The organism is Peribacillus psychrosaccharolyticus ATCC 23296 (assembly GCF_000305495.1).
GTDB classification, from domain to species: Bacteria; Bacillota; Bacilli; order Bacillales; family DSM-1321; genus Peribacillus; species Peribacillus psychrosaccharolyticus.
In genome coordinates, this window is sequence record NZ_AJTN02000222.1 from 1 (window position 1) to 16573 (window position 16573).

Here is a 16573-nt window from a genome sequence, read left to right on the forward strand (position 1 = left end):
TGCCGATTCAATCACGTTGAAAGATGGCAGTATTATAACTGCCGCACAAATGCTTGAAAAGTTCCTGTTCCCGCTTAATACGCATGGTACATTAATCCGCAAGCTTTCCGGCGGCGAAAAGCGCAGACTGTTTTTATTGAAAATTTTAATGTCTTCTCCAAATGTTCTGCTTTTAGATGAGCCGACGAATGATTTAGATACCCAAACATTGACCGTACTTGAAGATTACCTTCAGACCTTCCCAGGTGTTGTTGTGACCGTATCCCATGATCGCTATTTCCTCGATAAAACCTGTGATCATCTCTTTGTATTTAGAGCAGCAGGTACCATTGATTTCTACTATGGCGGCTATACGGACTTTCTTGAGGATGAAAAAGCAGAACAAGCCCCTGCACCAGTGAAACGTGCCGTTGTTCAAGAACGGACAGAGAAAAAGAAAAATTAACGTATGCAGAAAAAATTGAATGGGGAACCATAGAAGAAGATATGGAGAAAATTGAAGATCGACTGGTAGCAATCACATCCGAAATGGCGGTCGCTGGCAGTGACTTCGAGAAAATTCGTTTATTGCTTGAAGAAGAGGCACAGCTAACTGAAAAATTAGAGCAAACCATGGAAAGATGGGAATACCTTGCTGAGAAGCAAGAAGATCAATAAGTGAAAACGGCTTTCTAGACTTGTTCTAGAAGGTCGTATTTTTTTGAAGACAAGGTGCATACTTTCAACTCATGCTGATTATATGTGTTCACGAATGGAGTATGTTAAAATCGAGACATATAGATGTTTCGAAGCAATAAAGGAGAGATTAATGTGAATATATTATCGATTGAACCAACACCAAGTCCAAATACGATGAAAGTCAATTTATCAGAAGAACTGCCGGCTGGCAGAAGCAATAATTTTAAAAAGAATTTTGCCGACCAAGCGCCGCCTTTAATTCAAGATATATTAAAGATTGAAGGAGTTACGGGTGTCTACCACGTTGCCGACTTCCTTGCAGTAGAACGAAATGCGAAATTTGATTGGCAGGATATCTTAATTCAAATCCGAAAAATCTTCGGGGAAGAAATAACGGACGAATCAGCCAAGAAAATTCTTGATCATTTTGGAGAAGTATCGGTTTTAATTCAGCAATTTAAAGGAATTCCAATGCAAATTAAACTGAACGATGGCAGCAGTGAAAAAAGATTTGCTATGCCTGAACACTTTGTTGTAGCGGTAAAAATGGCTCAGAATCTAGCAGACAATGTGGTCATGCTCCGAAAGTGGAAAGATTACGGGGTCCGCTATGGTGAACTGGATGCTATTGGTACAGAAGTGATGGAAGAATTGGTCGCTGCTTTCCCACAAGAGCGTTTGGATCAACTGGTTGAGATTGGACAGAAGAGTACAGATAAAACATCAGCGCCTATAAAGAGGGAAAAGGTAAAGCTTACAGCAGAGATGCTTGAAGATGAAAGTTGGGAAAAACGCTATCAAGCTCTTGTCCAAATGGAAGATCCAACCGTTGAAGATTTGCCATTACTTAACAAGGCATTGGCAGATACAAAGGTATCGATTCGCAGACAAACCGTTGTTTATTTGGGAATGATTGAAGATCCAATCGTATTGCCATATCTTTATAAAGGCCTGACAGATAAAAACTCTGGGGTGCGCAGAACGGCTGGAGACTGTTTATCAGATCTAGGTTTCCCAGAAGCCATGACTGAGATGGCTAAAGCACTTAAAGATAAAAATAAGCTAGTTCGCTGGAGAGCGGCCATGTTCTTGTATGAATCTGGTGATGAATCGGTCATTGAAGCGTTAAGAGAAGCAGAAAATGATCCTGAATTCGAAGTAGCTATGCAAGTGAAGATGGCGATTAACCGGATCGAAAATGGAGAAGAAGCAAAAGGATCTGTATGGAAGCAAATGACAGATTCTCGACAGTAATAGCAGGACTTTCTTTCCATAAATGGAGGGGAAGTCCTTTTTTTGTTTAGAATATCATCATGAATTATCGATGTTTTCCATTTATTCAGAAAAATAATTTGCTAAAATATACGAATTTTCTTGAAATTCTTCGAAAAGTTTTCTATATTGATAAGAAAACAAGGGGGAGAGACATAATGAAAAAAGATCTAAGAATCCGCAGTAAAGTCATCAGTGAGGGAGGACCAACCCGTGTACCTAACCGGGCCATGCTTCGAGCAGTCGGATTTACGGATGAAGATTTTAAAAAACCGATGATTGGCATTGCGAGTACATGGAGTGAAGTGACTCCGTGTAATATACATATAGATGAATTAGCTAGAAGAGCAAAAAAAGGTGCGCGTGACGCTGGCGGGGCGCCAATGATTTTTAATACGATTACCGTTTCCGATGGTATATCAATGGGAACGGAAGGTATGAGATATTCGCTTCCAAGCCGTGATTTGATTGCGGATTCAATTGAAACAGTAGTTGGCGGTGAGAGCCTGGATGGATTTGTTGCAATTGGCGGCTGTGATAAGAATATGCCAGGCTGTATGATGGCGATTGCCCGCATTAATCTGCCATCCATCTTCGTATATGGGGGTACAATTCGTCCTGGTAATATCAACGGAAAGAATATTGATATCGTTTCTGCCTTTGAAGGCGTGGGCGAATACAATGCAGGTACGTTGGATGAAGCCGGATTGAAAAAGGTAGAATGTCACGCTTGTCCAGGTGCAGGCTCATGTGGAGGAATGTACACAGCTAACACAATGGCAAGTGCGATTGAAGCGATGGGAATGAGTCTGCCGGGAAGTTCCTCTAATCCAGCTGAAACAGATCAAAAACAAGACGATTGTTACCGTGCCGGCGAGGCTGTATATAGAATGCTTGAGCAAGACATCTACCCGCGGGATATCTTAACGAAAAAAGCCTTTGAAAATGCCATTACGATTGTTATGGCACTTGGCGGATCAACGAATGCCATTCTTCATCTGATGGCGATTGCTCATTCTGCTGAAGTTGATTTATCACTAGAAGATTTTAATCGTCTGCAGAAAAAAGTACCGCATATCGCAGACTTACGTCCAAGTGGGCAATATGTCATGGAAGATCTTCATAAAATTGGTGGAATTCCGGCTGTAATGAAACATTTATTGAAAGCTGGATTACTTCACGGTGACTGTTTGACCGTTACAGGGAAAACCATTGCTGAAAACTTAGAAGAATTCCCTGATTTCGAAGAAGGCCAAAAAATCATCACACCTGTAGAACAGCCCCTGTACCCAGATGGACCGCTTGTTATATTAAAAGGGAATCTGGCTCCAGAGGGTGCGGTTGCTAAAGTTTCCGGTCTTAAGGTGAGAAGCTTGACAGGTACAGCCAAAGTGTTTGATGACGAGCCAAGTGCTACCGAAGCCATTTTAAAGGATGATGTCGTTGCCGGTGATGTGGTTGTCATTCGCTATGAAGGACCTAAGGGTGGCCCAGGAATGCCAGAGATGCTCTCAATTTCCGGGATTTTGGTCGGAAAAGGGTTAGGAGAATCGGTGGCATTGCTGACGGATGGGCGTTTCTCAGGCGGTACACATGGCCTGGTTATCGGTCATATTGCACCAGAAGCACAAGTTGGAGGTCCAATTGGACTTATCCGAACAGGCGATATTATCACAATAGATTCTGATAAACAACTACTTGAAGTTAATCTTTCTGAAGAAGAACTACAAGCACGAAAACTAGATTGGCGTGCTCCTAAACTGGTTTCAAGAGGACATCTTGCTAAGTTTGCACGCCTAGTTTCCTCCGCTTCAAAAGGTGCGGTAACCGACGCCTTTGAAGATGAAACAGCACCAGAACCACAAAAGGTTAAGTAAAGGAAAGGCGTCCAATCTAAGGACGCCTTTTTTAAACATCCAGTTGAGGTTGCACTTTTCTTGTATTCCATGCTTGTTGTACGGTATGCTAAAGATACATAGGAATTGAGGAGGAAGAAATAATTATGTCAAGTGCATATGATGAATATATGAAAGAAGTCGTAAAGCCCATGCGTGCCGAGTTGACGAATGCAGGGTTTAAGGAACTCACAACACCTGAAGCAGTAGAAGACTTTATTGAAGGTGTAGAAGGAACAACGCTTGTTGTAGTGAATTCCGTGTGCGGCTGTGCTGCCGGTCTTGCACGTCCAGCGGCCACACAGGCCGTGCTGCAATCAGAGAAAAAACCAGATCATTTGGTGACAGTTTTTGCTGGTCAGGATAAAGAAGCAACAGCTAAAATGCGTGAGGTCTTTGGTGATATCGAGCCATCTTCTCCGTCAATGGCATTATTGAAAGGGAAAGAAGTAGTTCACTTTATTCCTCGTTATGATATTGAAGGACAACCAATGGAAGAGATTATGGGGAATTTACTAACGGCGTTTAATCAAGTTAAATAAGATTCAGCAAAGGAGAATGGGGAGTCCATTCTCCTTTGCTATGCCAGAGAAGCAAGGAGTGGCAATATGTTTGTAACGACCGCTGGGAGAACAAATCCTGAAATGGTTGACCAGGCGAAGAGTTTGGCAGATGAGTTAAGTATCCTGTATATAAAACGGGAAAAGCGTTCGATAAAGGACTTACAGCATCAACATGGTGAGGAGTGTTTAGTTGTAGGGAAAAACAGGCTGGAACTTCATAAGATAGGGAAAGTTGAGCCTTTCTTTTTTCATCCCAATATCGCCATGCTTAGATTGAAACGACTTTTGCAAGGTGAGGAAGATCCTTATTTGGCAGCGGCAGGAATAAAAGAGGGAAGTAAAATCCTAGATTGTACGCTGGGACTTGGTTCGGATGCAATTGTCGCAAGTTTTGCTGCGGGGGAAACAGGTTCAGTACTTGCGATTGAAGCGGATCCAGCCATATCCTGTATTGTCAGAAATGGTTTGAATCAGTGGCAGGATGCTCAACCTGAAATTCAAGAGGCCATGAAACGAATTGAAATTAGAACGGGTCATCACCTCAATCTATTAAAAGCCATGCCGGATCAAAGTTTTGATATTGTCTATTTTGACCCAATGTTCGAAGAAAGTGTGCTTGAATCAGATGGAATTCGAGGGCTAACTCATTTTGCATCGAGAGAAAATCTGACTGAGGAAACACTAGTAGAAGCTAAACGAGTGGCTGTGAGCCGAGTGGTTTTAAAAGATCATTTCAGGAGTACACGGTTTAGTCAATTTGGCTTTACAGTGATTAAAAGAAAAACGTCTGCGTTTCATTATGGATATATAGAAAAAAACACGAACTAAAAGAGGAAGACTGCACTTGCAGACTTCCTCATTTAATTGGTGATATAATCCGAGTTGACGGAGTTATTTTTAACAATTCAGCTCCCGTTATGTGCGAATTAGCGGAAAAAGTGTGCGGAACAGCCGGATTTATGTGCGCTTGGACCATATCTAAGTGCGGAACTGACCAATTAGTGTGCGCTTCAGGAGCGTTCTTGTGCGGTTTGTAACATGGTTAGGTAATTTATAAACTAATTGGCAGCAGTTGGCCTTACGATGATTTCGTTTATATCAACATCCCCAGGTTGTTCGATTGCAAATAGGATTGAACGAGCAATAGCATACGGTGAAATCGCAAACTTTCTATACTCCTTCATAAACTGACGAGCTTCTTCATCCGTAATACTTTCAGCTAGTTCTGATTCGGTTACACCAGGTGAAACCGTGGTTACGCGAATATTTCCACCCACCTCCATACGAAGACCTTCAGATATAGCACGAACTGCGAATTTAGTGGCACAATATACAGCTGCAGAAGGGGTAACTTCATGTCCACCAATTGATGAAATATTAATAAATTGACCAAATCCCTGTTTTTTCATAATCGGGAGTCCTGCTGCAATACCATGTAGAACGCCGCGAATGTTTACGTTAATCATCCGATCCCATTCGTCAGACTTCAGAGCTTCCAGTTTGGACAACGGCATCACACCTGCATTGTTGACAATTACATCAACTTTCCCAAACGAATGTTTCACATAATTTACTAAATCCTTCATTTGATCTCTTCTAGTGACATCGACGGCTTGATAGTCAGCTGAACCGCCTTCTGAACGAATGGCAGATGTAATCGCTTCTAGTCTTTCTATTCGTCTTGCTCCTAAAATTACATGGGCGCCGCTTTCGGCAAGAAGTCGTGCAGTTGCTTCTCCAATACCGCTGCTTGCTCCTGTTATGATGACAACTTTTCCTGTAATGTTAGACATATTTTTCCCCCTTAAATTTTCAAGAATGAGTTCGTTTATTAGATTCCTTTTCCCGATAGAGAATCATTCCTGCATGATAAAGAATTTCATTTTGGAAATCACCATATGCGGTAAATCCAGTATCATCGATATAGTCGATATGATTGCCTGAAATTTTGTAACTACCTTGATAAGCGTTTTTTTACTGCCGCGAGACTCGTTATAACGATTGTTAGGTAAAAGTTCATGTCGGATATATCCATCTTTTGTAACCCACATACCGACATATGAATGTTGCTCTTTACTCATTTGATTTGTCACCTCTTTCTCTTGTTTAATTATCCAATAATTAGTAAAAAAATTGGTAGCTCAATCGTGAAAGATTATTGCCTAATCCTCCAAATATTCATAAAATTAAAGTGTTGGAGAAAGGAGCCGACAGCATGGAAGTTAAAAAGACTATATTGGATACTAAAGTCATGTCGCAACAAAATGAATTAGCACAGTACATAGAAAGATATTGTCATGAAGATGGCGTTCACTCTACTACTATTTCATCATTGCATTTCATTCGTGCTTCTCATAAATCTGCACCAATCCATTCAGTTCATCAACCAGCCTTATGTATCGTCGCTCAAGGCAAAAAACTAGTGATGTTGGCACAGGATCGTTATCAATATGATCCTGCTCATTATCTTGTTATATCAGTTGATCTGCCAGTTTCAGGAGAGATAATTCAGGCTGAACCGGAGAATCCATACTTGTGTCTTCGATTAGATTTCGAGCCGAAGCAAATCTTGGACATAGTTATGGAAACTGATTCATCAACAAACGAAGAAGGAGATTCTCAGAGAGGTTTGTTTGTAAGTAGAATGAACTCATTTCTGCTTGATGCGGTATTGAGACTTGTTCGTCTTTTAGACACACCAGACGATCTCCCAATACTTGCACCTCTAGTTATCCGTGAAATCCTCTACCGAGTGCTACAAGGTGAACAGGGTGATTCTGTAAGACAGATAGCCATGATTGGTAGTCATGCTCAACGGATTGCCAAAGTAATTCAGCTAATTAAACAAGATTTTGCTATGCCTTTGCGCATAGAAGAACTAGCTTTTACCGCAAACATGAGTTCATCTTCACTCCATCATCATTTTAAACAGGTTACTAGATTAAGTCCTTTACAATACCAAAAACAATTAAGGTTACAAGCTGCTCGTCATCTCATGTTTTCAAAAGCAGCAGATGCTGCAGATGCCGGATTTCAAGTAGGTTATGAGAGTCCTTCTCAATTTAGTCGTGAATATGCTCGGATGTTCGGGCTGCCTCCTATAAGCGATATAAAACGACTTCGTCAATCGTAACTGTATGTTTAGACTAGAATTTTTAAAATGTGAAACAGAAAAGAGTGATTACTAGAAAAGTGAATGAACGGAAAGTGATAGGTGCTTATATTGAACAGGAATGTACTTGAACCTGTGTATCAATTTTACTATTTATCCACTTGGAAGCCGTGATGTGCAGAAAAAGGGGAAAAGGGTACGGACTAGCCAGATGACTCTTAAGCGGAAGGCTGAATCTGAAACGAGGCCTATATAGTCAAAAAGACTGTCGAGGGGGAGCTCGACAGTCTTTTTGAGTTTATTTGTAATCTTCTTTATTTAAGCCAATGGCGGTTCCTTCACGGCTTGAATCGGCTGCACCGTGCATCAGGCCAGTTTCAGGATCAATTTGGATCGCTTGAACATTCCCAATGGAGTGAGGCTTTTCATTAAAGACGAAGCCCATTCCTTCGAGGTGTCCTTTGCTGTCCATATCCATTCCTGCTTCCCATTCAATATGCGGGCCCATCGGCGTAAAGATCCGTGGTTCTTCTATTGCTGATTTTAAATCCATATTAAAGTCAAGTACATTGAGGAGTGTCTGTGAAACTGAACTAATAATGGTAGAACCGCCCGGTGAACCTAATGTAAGAACCGGTTTTTTATCCTTAAATACAATGGTAGGACTTTTTCCGCTTACCGGACGTTTTCCTGGTTCTACCTGGTTCATTCCGCCGGGAACTGAATCAAAATCGGTCAATTCATTATTGAGTATAAAGCCGTAATCAGAAACCATGATTCCAGAGCCGAATGGATGTTCAACAGTGGAGGTACAAGCGACGATATTCCCCCAACGATCCATTACCGTAAAGTGAGTGGTTTCGCTTTGTTCCTTATCGTCAGGTTGAGGTACGACTTCTCGCTGAGTCACAGTGTCGTATTTCCAAGGGTTTCCAAAGTCTATTTTGTTATTTCGATTTTTAAAGTTAATGAAGCTGCGGCGTTTTTCAATATATTCTTTGTTAAAGAGTCCTTGCAAAGGTAATTCCGCAAATTCAGGGTCAGCTATAAATGCTTTTTTATCGGAGAATGCGAGTCGCATTGCTTCGGCAACTAGGTAGTAACGTTCCCATGACCTAGGTTCATATTGTTCAATCTTGAACTCTTCAAGTATTTTTAAGATTTGCAGTACAGAAAAACCACCCGCACTCGGTGCATTTGTTGAGGCAATTTGGTAGCCCTTATAATCAGCCCAAAGGGGCTCGTCAATTGTAATTTGATAATTTTCTAAATCGGATAATTCCATAATTCCACCATGCTTTTTAATGGTTGAAATAATGGCTTTCCCGATTTCGCCGCTATAAAAGGCATCAATCCCATCACGTTGAAGAATGCGGTAGGTATCTGCTAGTTTTTCTTTTTTTAGCACGTCGCCTTCTTTCATTTTCCGTCCTTCTGGCATGAATAGCTGTTTTGCATCGTCACCTAGACGGTAGGTGAAGTTTTCAACAGCATCACAGAAAACCCAGTTAACGGGTACCCCTTCTTCGGCAATTTTTATCGATGGTTCAATTATATCTTTAAGTGACATCGTACCATGGTCTTTTAGTGCAGCGTCCATCGCTTTTAAAATACCTGGAATGCCAATTGCGCTTGCCTTGGTTGAACGTTCACGAAAAGGGACAACTTCACCCTGTTCATCTAAAAATAACTCTGGTGTGGCTGCTTGTGGAGCACGTACATGACCGTCATAAATCTTTAGGGTATCTTTTTCCTGATGATAAACCATCATGAATCCGCTGCCTCCAATGCCAGTCATCATGGGTTCAACGATATTAAGGGCAAACTGAATAGCTACAGCAGCATCAACAGCATTCCCGCCTTGAAGGAGGATTTTTTCTCCGATTTTTGATGCGACAGGATGAGCGGAAACAACCATTCCAGCATTCCCGGTATCAGTCTCTCTTTCGTATGAACAATTAGTTGACCTGCCCATATACTTTTTGTCTTTAGATTCCATTATATAAACCTCCTGGATGCGATTGTGTTGGTAAATTGGAAGAAAGGATGTAAGAACTAACTAACCCCTGTCGATAGGACAGGGGTTTTGTACGAATCATACATAGAAATTCAGTCTGTAATGGTTAAGTAAACAAAATACATTAACAAAACAATACATAAAATTGCGATGATGATAGACCCGTCCATAGCTACCCCTCCTTGTTCGCCAGTAAAAACTGCAGAAGTTGTGCAGTATGTATTTCTGTTGTCCGAAGACAGCTGGAGCGCAAGCTGATTATAGTTTCTTTCTCTCTTATTTATATCCTTTTACAACATATTTAAAACCTATGTAATAAATATTCGTTTTTTAACAAAAATCGAAGTATACTAGATTGTAAGAATTGTTAAAAAATTAGTAGATACGATAATTCAATATTCCTCTACATAAGGAGTCTTGTTATGAAAAATACTAAATGGTTGAAAAAGAGCCTGGTAGTTCTCATTTCTGTTCTGACATTCGGAATGGTTTCACCCGCCGATCTTACTTGGTTCGGTGAGGATGACAGCGCTAAAGCTCAAAAAAAGGATGCTATAGAGGATTCACAGACATTTCAATATGAGGCAGACAGAGAGAATTATCAAACGGAGCTTCCATATGATCAATTTATTGAATCGATGATGATAAAAGCAGAAGAAAATGCGTATATGAAATTTGGAGAAAAGATTAAACCGAAAATCGAACTGGAGTTTAAGTCTGCTATTCTTCCGAAAATAGAGAATGCTATTCAAGAAATGGCTGAGCAATACCCAGAAGAAAAGCTTACCGCCTTATCCATAACTGAAGAGCCTGCTTCAGGAAGAGGCGAAAAGATTTTCCACATTTATAACCAAACAAACGGAGAAGATACGATTCGGTTCCATGTCCGTCAGGAGAATCCGCCGAAAGAGGGATATTGGTTTGATTTTCATTACCATACGTATCATGATAATTTTGTGGAGCATCATGAGCTGGGGAAAATATATTGGGATAAAAATACACCTCCTAAATGGGAAAATGGAGAAAAAATCCTTTCTTAAATAGATTAATACAAATTTCGATTTGAATTTTGAACCTAGCAGGAGTATGATAATTGTGATTCCTTCTAGGTTTTTTCGTTCGAAAAAACCTGGACAATCTATTACAAGGGAGTAAGACAAGCATGATATCAAGTATTATAGACACATATGCTCAATTTTTTGACTGGAGTATGTGGGTGCAAGTATTAACTGACCCTGTAAGCTGGGGACTAATAGGAACATTGGTTGTGTTAGAAGGTTTGCTCTCAGCAGACAATGCTCTTGTACTGGCCGTTATGGTCAAACATTTACCAGAAAATCAACGAAAAAAAGCGTTGTTTTACGGATTACTAGGTGCATATTTGTTCAGGTTTATTGCTATTGGGATTGGAGTTTATCTTATAAAGTTATGGTTTGTTAAAGTACTGGGAGCTGCGTATCTTGCATGGCTGTCCATTAAGTACTTTATCGACAAACGTAATGGCAGCGGTGAAGATGATGAAGCAAAAGGCATGAGTAAGGAAGGCTTCTTAATCCGCACATTTGGAGCACTTTGGGGTACCGTGATCATGGTCGAGATGATGGATATCGCATTCTCTGTTGACAGTGTATTAGCTGCTTTTGGAGTGAGCGAACAAGTCTGGGTGCTTCTATTAGGCGGTATGATTGGTGTTCTAATGATGAGAGGAATTGCAGGTGTGTTTCTTAAATTAATTGAGAAAATACCAGAACTTGAAACAGCTGCATATGTATTAATTGCAATTATAGCTGCAAAAATGCTGCTTTCTGTCGTAGGTATTGAAATTTCCCATATTGCTTTCTTTATTCTCCTCATTATTACATTTGGGATTACTATATTCATTCACTTTAAAAATGAAAGAAAAAAAGCAATCTAAGACGAAAGAGCTGATCCAAGTGGATCAGCTCTTTTTGTCGTCGGGAAGCTGTTTGCAAAAGTAAATATATAAAGCCGTAAACGATAAAAAGAATGTAATAGGAATGATGTAAGATATGCGAACAGAATCAACCAATGGATAAAGCAATAATCCTAAAATAATAGAAAAAATAAACAAATCCAGAAACACGAAAATTTTCAAGGAAAAGACGTCCACTACTTCTTGAGCTAGTTCAGGGTGGTCTTGGAGTATTTTTTGTTTGTTATAGAGTCTCATAGTATCACCACATTCGTTGTTATACTCATTCATATGTCAACTGGGCGAGGAGTGTTACACGAAGATGAGAATTTCCAAAAATTCACGAATTAAGGACTTCCAATACCATGGTATACTTATAGAATTAAAGAATACGTAAGGGGTAAGGAGAGTCCGGAATGAAAAGGAGATTGATTGTCTTTTTGTTAACAGTTATCATTATATTATTTTCGGTATTTTCAATCTATTCCTTTTCCGCTGCGTCAGGAAATGGCGTCAGCTGGTCCGAGCTTCCTGGTAAACATGCTGTGAAAACATCTCCGATTCTACAGAATAATAGCGGACTTCAGGAGCTTTTTTTGTTTCCAAAAGGAAATTTCAATACAGCGGGAGCGCTTTCCATCGTTGAGAGAATCAGTTATCTTCCAGAAGATTTAATTAAAAAATTAAATCAGGATCGAATTAAAATTCAGTTATTTACGGGTGATTTAACGGATAATTCGGCAGCTCGCTATTTAAAGGGAACGACTCCGCGGGGGTATCTCAATCAAGAAACAACTTGGGATGACGTACCTGGAATGGGTGGGTCTAGAATTGTTTATGTAAAAATTGGTGCTAGCGGAAAGGGACTGGGGCATGGTTCTGTTAATCTAGAACTTCATGAACTTGCTCATACGATAGATAAAATCGTGTACGGAGAAATTCATGAAAAAGAAGCTTTTTTGAGTGCTTGGGAAAAAGAGGTTCCGAGCTTATTTCCGGGACAATCCTATTTTAATAGTTACCCAGAGGAATATTTTGCTGAAACCTTTGCTATGTATTACCTGAATCCAGAAGAAAAAGAAACCCTCAAGCGTAAAGCCCCTCTCACTTACATTTTTATCGGAAAATTGTAGATTTATCTGCCAGCTGGTAAAATAGAGACGAATGTTAGTGAAAAGGGTGGGATATCATGAAACAATATTTAGATTTATGCAATCATGTTCTTCAAAATGGGATTGAAAAAGGTGATCGTACGGGGACAGGAACAATCAGTACCTTCGGTTACCAAATGCGATTTAACCTTAAAGAGGGATTTCCGCTCCTAACAACAAAAAAATTAAGCTTAAAGGCAATTATTCATGAATTACTATGGTTTTTAAAGGGAGATACCAATGTATTGTATCTTCAAGAAAATAATGTGCGGATTTGGAATGAATGGGCAGATGAATCCGGTAATCTGGGCCCTATCTATGGACATCAATGGCGTTCGTGGGGAACTGCAGATGGAAAACAAATAGATCAAATTTCAGAGGTCATTGATCAAATAAAGAACAATCCGGATTCTCGTCGGTTGATTGTGAATGCCTGGAATGTTGGTGAATTACCAGAAATGGCACTGCCGCCGTGTCATGCATTCTTTCAATTTTATGTTGCAGATGGAAAGCTAAGCTGTCAGCTTTACCAACGTTCCGCTGATGTCTTTTTAGGTGTACCGTTTAATATTGCTTCATACGCCTTATTAACACTGATGGTTGCACAGGTATGTGATCTGGAGCCGGGAGACTTTGTTCATTCATTTGGAGATGTACATATCTATAACAATCATATAGATCAAGTTAACCTGCAGCTGACTCGCGATCCACTGCCGCTGCCAGTCATGAAGCTGAATCCTGAAGTGAAAGATATCTTTGCATTTAAATATGAAGATTTTACACTCGAAAATTATGATGCACATCCACATATCAAGGGAGTGGTCAGTATATGATTTCACTGATGCTTGCAATGGATGAAAATCGAGTGATCGGCAAGGATAATCAGCTGCCTTGGCATCTTCCAGCAGATTTGCAGTATTTTAAAAAAGTAACGATGGGCCACCCTATTGTTATGGGCCGGAAAACGTATGAATCCATTGGCCGTCTGCTCCCAGGCAGGGTAAATATCATTATTACCCGTAACAAAAGCTTTCAAGTTAATGGGGCTGTCATACTGCATAATGTCGCAGAGATTAAAGAATATGCTGACAAATGTGAAAAAGAAGTATTTGTGATAGGTGGAGCAGAGATATTCAGGGAGATTCTGCCGGAAACGGACAAACTGTATATCACACAAATTCATCATACCTTTGAGGGAGATACCTATTTCCCGCAAATTGATTCTAATCAGTGGCGAGTTACTTCCTCTGTTAAAGGGAAAGTAGATGAACTGAATGTGTATCAGCATGACTTTAACATATTAGAACGTCTCTAGACTTTATCTTAACATTTCGGCTGTTAGAGCGGGATCTGAATCCTTGTATCTAACGGCCTTTTTTACATACTGGAGGACAACTTGAACAAGGCTCTGATGCACTCTTAATTATTTTTAAAAATAAATAGAATTTTTAGAAAAATCTGTTGATAATCATAGATAAAATGATATAATTTATGAATTATCTATTAGGAAGAGGCGAGGAGATAGGATGAATCAAACAACATCTATCAGAAAATGGGTTCAGATTGAGGATATTTTGGTTGCTCATCAAGAATTAAAAGACATAGTTTCTCATACTCCACTCCAAAAAAATGAGCGCCTTTCAGAAAAATATCAATGTAATGTCTTTTTAAAGAGAGAAGATTTACAGTTTGTACGCTCTTTTAAACTTAGAGGGGCTTACTATAAAATGAACACCCTAACGTCTTTGGAAACGAAGAACGGCGTGGTATGTGCCAGTGCCGGAAACCATGCGCAGGGTGTGGCATTTGCCTGTCAGCAAATGGGGATTTCGGGTAAGGTCTATATGCCTGCAACTACCCCACGTCAAAAGGTCGGGCAAGTGAAGATGTTTGGTAAAGGTTTTGTTGAAATTATCTTAGCAGGAGATACATTTGATGATGCCTTTGCAGAAGCAATGCGTTGTGCGGAAGAAGAAAAGCGGACGTTTATCCACCCGTTTGATGATGAGATGGTGATTGCTGGACAAGGAACGATTGCTGTTGAAATCTTAAATGATTGCGAAGAACCTATTGATTTTGTTTTAGGCGGAATTGGCGGCGGGGGATTAATGTCTGGGGTGTCTTCCTATTTTAATGCGAAATCACCAAGTACAAAATGTATCGGCGTAGAGCCTGAAGGGGCTGCTTCGATGAGTTATTCGTTTGAGCAAGGGAAGCCGACAGGTCTGGATCAAATTGATACGTTCGTTGATGGTGCAGCCGTGAAATATGTGGGCGCAAAGACATTTGATATATGTAAAGACCTTCTTTCAGGAATCATTACAGTACCGGAAGGAAAAGTGTGTACAACTATTTTGGAACTATATAATGAACATGCTATTGTAGCTGAACCTGCGGGAGCTCTTTCAGTGGCAGGATTGGATTTATATAAGGAACAGATAAAAGGAAAAAATGTCGTCTGTATTATCAGCGGCGGCAATAACGATATTGAAAGAATGCAAGAAATTAAAGAAAAATCGTTGTTATATGAAGGGTTACTCCATTATTTCATCGTGAACTTCCCACAACGGGCTGGAGCATTACGAGAATTTCTTGACGAAGTACTTGGTCCAGAAGATGATATTGCTCGATTTGAATATACTAAAAAGAATAATAAAGAAGATGGACCTGCATTGGTCGGCATTGAATTGAAGCACAGAGAGGACCATGATCAGTTAATCGATCGGATGACCAAGAAGGGTTTTCCGTTTGTTGATGTGAATAATGATACAAGTTTATTTAACTTACTCATTTAATTAAAGGTGGAATTCATCTTGGAGTTAGAGTATTATAGATACGAAGCAGGAGCATCAGGCTTTTGCTTCTTTTTTTGGATGAATATGCTAAAAAGAAACAAAGGGGATGTATGAATGTTTTCAAACATTGGTATACCAGGATTGATACTTCTATTAGTTTTGGTACTTATTATTTTTGGACCAAAAAAACTTCCTGAAATCGGACGAGCCTTTGGCCAAACCTTACAGGAATTCAAAAAGTCTACGCGTGAACTAACAAAAGATGATGATGATGATGTGAAGGACGAAAAGAAAGACGTAGTAAAATAATTATAGATAATGTGGTGTGAGATGATTAATCTTACACCCTTTTTACTGAATGGTATGAAATGTAGATTAACTAAAGGCGTGATTAATATGGCAGAAAAAGATTTAAACCTCATTGAACATCTTGAGGAGCTCAGAAAGAGATTAATAATTACAGTTTCCATTTTTCTTCTATCTTTTATTATCGGGTTTATTTATGTCGAAGATATTTACAAATGGCTGGTCAAGGACCTAGATGTTAAATTACTAGTGCTTGGACCCAGTGAAATTATCTGGATTTACTTTATGCTGGCGACCGTTATAGCTATTGCGATCACGATACCCGTGCTAGCCATGCAGATTTGGCTGTTTGTGAAACCAGCACTGTTGGAGAATGAAGTGAAAGCAACCCTAGCTTATATACCAGCGTTGTTCCTTCTATTTCTCGGAGGACTTGCGTTTGGCTATTTTGTCATCTTGCCGATGATTCTTGATTTTCTTCTTGGATTAGGTGAGGGCATGTTTGAAACTACCTTCACTGCAGAAAAGTATTTCGGATTTGTCTTAAATATGACGGTTCCATTTGCGATTCTATTTGAATTGCCGGTTGTAACCATGTTCTTGACATCTATTGGGATTATTAATCCCTTCGTACTTCAAAAACTGCGGAAATATGCTTACTTTGTGTTGGTTCTTATCGCGGTCACGATTACTCCTCCGGACTTTATGTCTGATTTTATTGTCACAGTACCGCTGCTGTTCCTTTATGAAATTAGTATTTCGCTGTCTAAAATTGTTTTTAAACGAAAACAAAGGCGAGAGGCTAAATCAGAACAAGAGGTTATTGGGGAATAGCTTGGTATGAATTTGGT

General features: G+C 39.8%; 17 protein-coding genes and 1 pseudogene. 15 read left to right on the forward strand and 3 right to left on the reverse strand.

What is annotated here, in order from left to right; all coding sequences use genetic code 11:
- From WYK_RS16680 to WYK_RS16700, 6 genes are all read left to right on the forward strand, one after another.
- Nucleotides 1-445: ATP-binding cassette domain-containing protein (locus WYK_RS16680; protein WP_161629150.1), on the forward strand; the 445-nt coding region annotated here is incomplete at its 5' end.
- A 41-nt stretch (nt 446-486) separates the two neighbouring features.
- Nucleotides 487-657, forward strand: a complete 171-nt coding sequence (locus tag WYK_RS25755) for a hypothetical protein (protein WP_235782541.1) — start codon at nt 487-489, stop codon at nt 655-657.
- 153 nt (nt 658-810) lie between these two features.
- Entirely contained in the window at nt 811-1932 is a 1122-nt protein-coding gene (locus tag WYK_RS16685) for a conserved virulence factor C family protein (RefSeq protein WP_040375610.1), read from the forward strand.
- A 176-nt stretch (nt 1933-2108) separates the two neighbouring features.
- Nucleotides 2109-3827 carry a dihydroxy-acid dehydratase gene (gene ilvD, locus WYK_RS16690; protein WP_040375611.1) on the forward strand — a complete coding sequence of 573 codons (1719 nt, stop codon included), beginning with the start codon at nt 2109-2111 and terminating at the stop codon, nt 3825-3827.
- A gap of 125 nt (nt 3828-3952) precedes the next feature.
- Nucleotides 3953-4387: a BrxA/BrxB family bacilliredoxin gene (locus WYK_RS16695; protein WP_040375612.1), complete on the forward strand. Its 435-nt coding sequence runs from the start codon at nt 3953-3955 to the stop codon at nt 4385-4387.
- A gap of 66 nt (nt 4388-4453) precedes the next feature.
- On the forward strand, nt 4454-5236 hold the full coding sequence (locus tag WYK_RS16700; RefSeq protein ID WP_040375613.1) for a class I SAM-dependent methyltransferase: 783 nt from the start codon (nt 4454-4456) through the stop codon (nt 5234-5236).
- A 230-nt stretch (nt 5237-5466) separates the two neighbouring features.
- Here WYK_RS16700 and WYK_RS16705 read toward each other — a convergent pair whose 3' ends face one another.
- Complete coding sequence (locus tag WYK_RS16705) at nt 5467-6201, reverse strand: SDR family oxidoreductase (RefSeq protein ID WP_040375614.1); 735 nt, start codon at nt 6199-6201, stop codon at nt 5467-5469.
- Nucleotides 6202-6220: 19 nt separating this feature from the next.
- Nucleotides 6221-6489 (reverse strand): annotated as a pseudogene (locus WYK_RS16710) (Atu4866 domain-containing protein).
- 134 nt (nt 6490-6623) lie between these two features.
- Between WYK_RS16710 and WYK_RS16715 the strand changes: the two are divergent.
- Nucleotides 6624-7541 (forward strand): AraC family transcriptional regulator, encoded by a 918-nt coding sequence (locus tag WYK_RS16715; protein ID WP_040375615.1) that lies wholly within the window; start codon nt 6624-6626, stop codon nt 7539-7541.
- Between the two features lie 277 nt (nt 7542-7818).
- Here WYK_RS16715 and ggt read toward each other — a convergent pair whose 3' ends face one another.
- Complete coding sequence (gene ggt / locus WYK_RS16720) at nt 7819-9519, reverse strand: gamma-glutamyltransferase (RefSeq protein WP_040375616.1); 1701 nt, start codon at nt 9517-9519, stop codon at nt 7819-7821.
- Between the two features lie 440 nt (nt 9520-9959).
- Here ggt and WYK_RS16725 point away from each other — a divergent pair, with 440 nt between their 5' ends.
- The 8 genes from WYK_RS16725 to tatC all read left to right on the forward strand — a co-directional run bounded on the left by WYK_RS16725 (nt 9960) and on the right by tatC (nt 16556).
- Entirely contained in the window at nt 9960-10577 is a 618-nt protein-coding gene (locus WYK_RS16725; RefSeq protein ID WP_040375617.1) for a YpjP family protein, read from the forward strand.
- Between the two features lie 122 nt (nt 10578-10699).
- The gene (locus WYK_RS16730) at nt 10700-11452 is read left to right on the forward strand and encodes a TerC family protein (protein ID WP_040375618.1); all 753 of its coding nucleotides are present in this window, start codon (nt 10700-10702) and stop codon (nt 11450-11452) included.
- 434 nt (nt 11453-11886) lie between these two features.
- Complete coding sequence (locus WYK_RS16740; protein ID WP_040375620.1) at nt 11887-12603, forward strand: anthrax toxin lethal factor-related metalloendopeptidase; 717 nt, start codon at nt 11887-11889, stop codon at nt 12601-12603.
- Nucleotides 12604-12659: 56 nt separating this feature from the next.
- Nucleotides 12660-13454, forward strand: a complete 795-nt coding sequence (locus tag WYK_RS16745) for a thymidylate synthase (RefSeq protein WP_040375621.1) — start codon at nt 12660-12662, stop codon at nt 13452-13454.
- The gene (locus tag WYK_RS16750; RefSeq protein WP_040375622.1) at nt 13451-13936 is read left to right on the forward strand and encodes a dihydrofolate reductase; all 486 of its coding nucleotides are present in this window, start codon (nt 13451-13453) and stop codon (nt 13934-13936) included. The genes WYK_RS16745 and WYK_RS16750 overlap by 4 nt, the downstream gene beginning before the upstream one ends.
- Before the next feature lie 211 nt (nt 13937-14147).
- Nucleotides 14148-15416 (forward strand): threonine ammonia-lyase IlvA, encoded by a 1269-nt coding sequence (gene ilvA / locus WYK_RS16755; RefSeq protein ID WP_040375623.1) that lies wholly within the window; start codon nt 14148-14150, stop codon nt 15414-15416.
- 114 nt (nt 15417-15530) lie between these two features.
- Nucleotides 15531-15725: a twin-arginine translocase TatA/TatE family subunit gene (gene tatA, locus WYK_RS16760; RefSeq protein WP_040375624.1), complete on the forward strand. Its 195-nt coding sequence runs from the start codon at nt 15531-15533 to the stop codon at nt 15723-15725.
- 87 nt (nt 15726-15812) lie between these two features.
- The gene (gene tatC / locus WYK_RS16765; protein WP_040375645.1) at nt 15813-16556 is read left to right on the forward strand and encodes a twin-arginine translocase subunit TatC; all 744 of its coding nucleotides are present in this window, start codon (nt 15813-15815) and stop codon (nt 16554-16556) included.
- The last annotated feature ends 17 nt before the right edge of the window (nt 16557-16573 follow it).

Excerpts from the sequence above, each read along its gene's own strand:
- WYK_RS25755 (WP_235782541.1), top strand. The coding sequence starts at position 487 with ATGGAGAAAATTGAAGATCGACTGGTAGCAATCACATCCGAAATGGCG.
- ilvD (WP_040375611.1), top strand. The coding sequence starts at position 2,109 with ATGAAAAAAGATCTAAGAATCCGCAGTAAAGTCATCAGTGAGGGAGGA.
- WYK_RS16695 (WP_040375612.1), top strand. The coding sequence starts at position 3,953 with ATGTCAAGTGCATATGATGAATATATGAAAGAAGTCGTAAAGCCCATG.
- WYK_RS16700 (WP_040375613.1), top strand. The coding sequence starts at position 4,454 with ATGTTTGTAACGACCGCTGGGAGAACAAATCCTGAAATGGTTGACCAG.
- WYK_RS16705 (WP_040375614.1), bottom strand. The coding sequence starts at position 6,201 with ATGTCTAACATTACAGGAAAAGTTGTCATCATAACAGGAGCAAGCAGC.
- WYK_RS16715 (WP_040375615.1), top strand. The coding sequence starts at position 6,624 with ATGGAAGTTAAAAAGACTATATTGGATACTAAAGTCATGTCGCAACAA.
- ggt (WP_040375616.1), bottom strand. The coding sequence starts at position 9,519 with ATGGAATCTAAAGACAAAAAGTATATGGGCAGGTCAACTAATTGTTCA.
- WYK_RS16725 (WP_040375617.1), top strand. The coding sequence starts at position 9,960 with ATGAAAAATACTAAATGGTTGAAAAAGAGCCTGGTAGTTCTCATTTCT.
- WYK_RS16730 (WP_040375618.1), top strand. The coding sequence starts at position 10,700 with ATGATATCAAGTATTATAGACACATATGCTCAATTTTTTGACTGGAGT.
- WYK_RS16740 (WP_040375620.1), top strand. The coding sequence starts at position 11,887 with ATGAAAAGGAGATTGATTGTCTTTTTGTTAACAGTTATCATTATATTA.
- WYK_RS16745 (WP_040375621.1), top strand. The coding sequence starts at position 12,660 with ATGAAACAATATTTAGATTTATGCAATCATGTTCTTCAAAATGGGATT.
- WYK_RS16750 (WP_040375622.1), top strand. The coding sequence starts at position 13,451 with ATGATTTCACTGATGCTTGCAATGGATGAAAATCGAGTGATCGGCAAG.
- ilvA (WP_040375623.1), top strand. The coding sequence starts at position 14,148 with ATGAATCAAACAACATCTATCAGAAAATGGGTTCAGATTGAGGATATT.
- tatA (WP_040375624.1), top strand. The coding sequence starts at position 15,531 with ATGTTTTCAAACATTGGTATACCAGGATTGATACTTCTATTAGTTTTG.
- tatC (WP_040375645.1), top strand. The coding sequence starts at position 15,813 with ATGGCAGAAAAAGATTTAAACCTCATTGAACATCTTGAGGAGCTCAGA.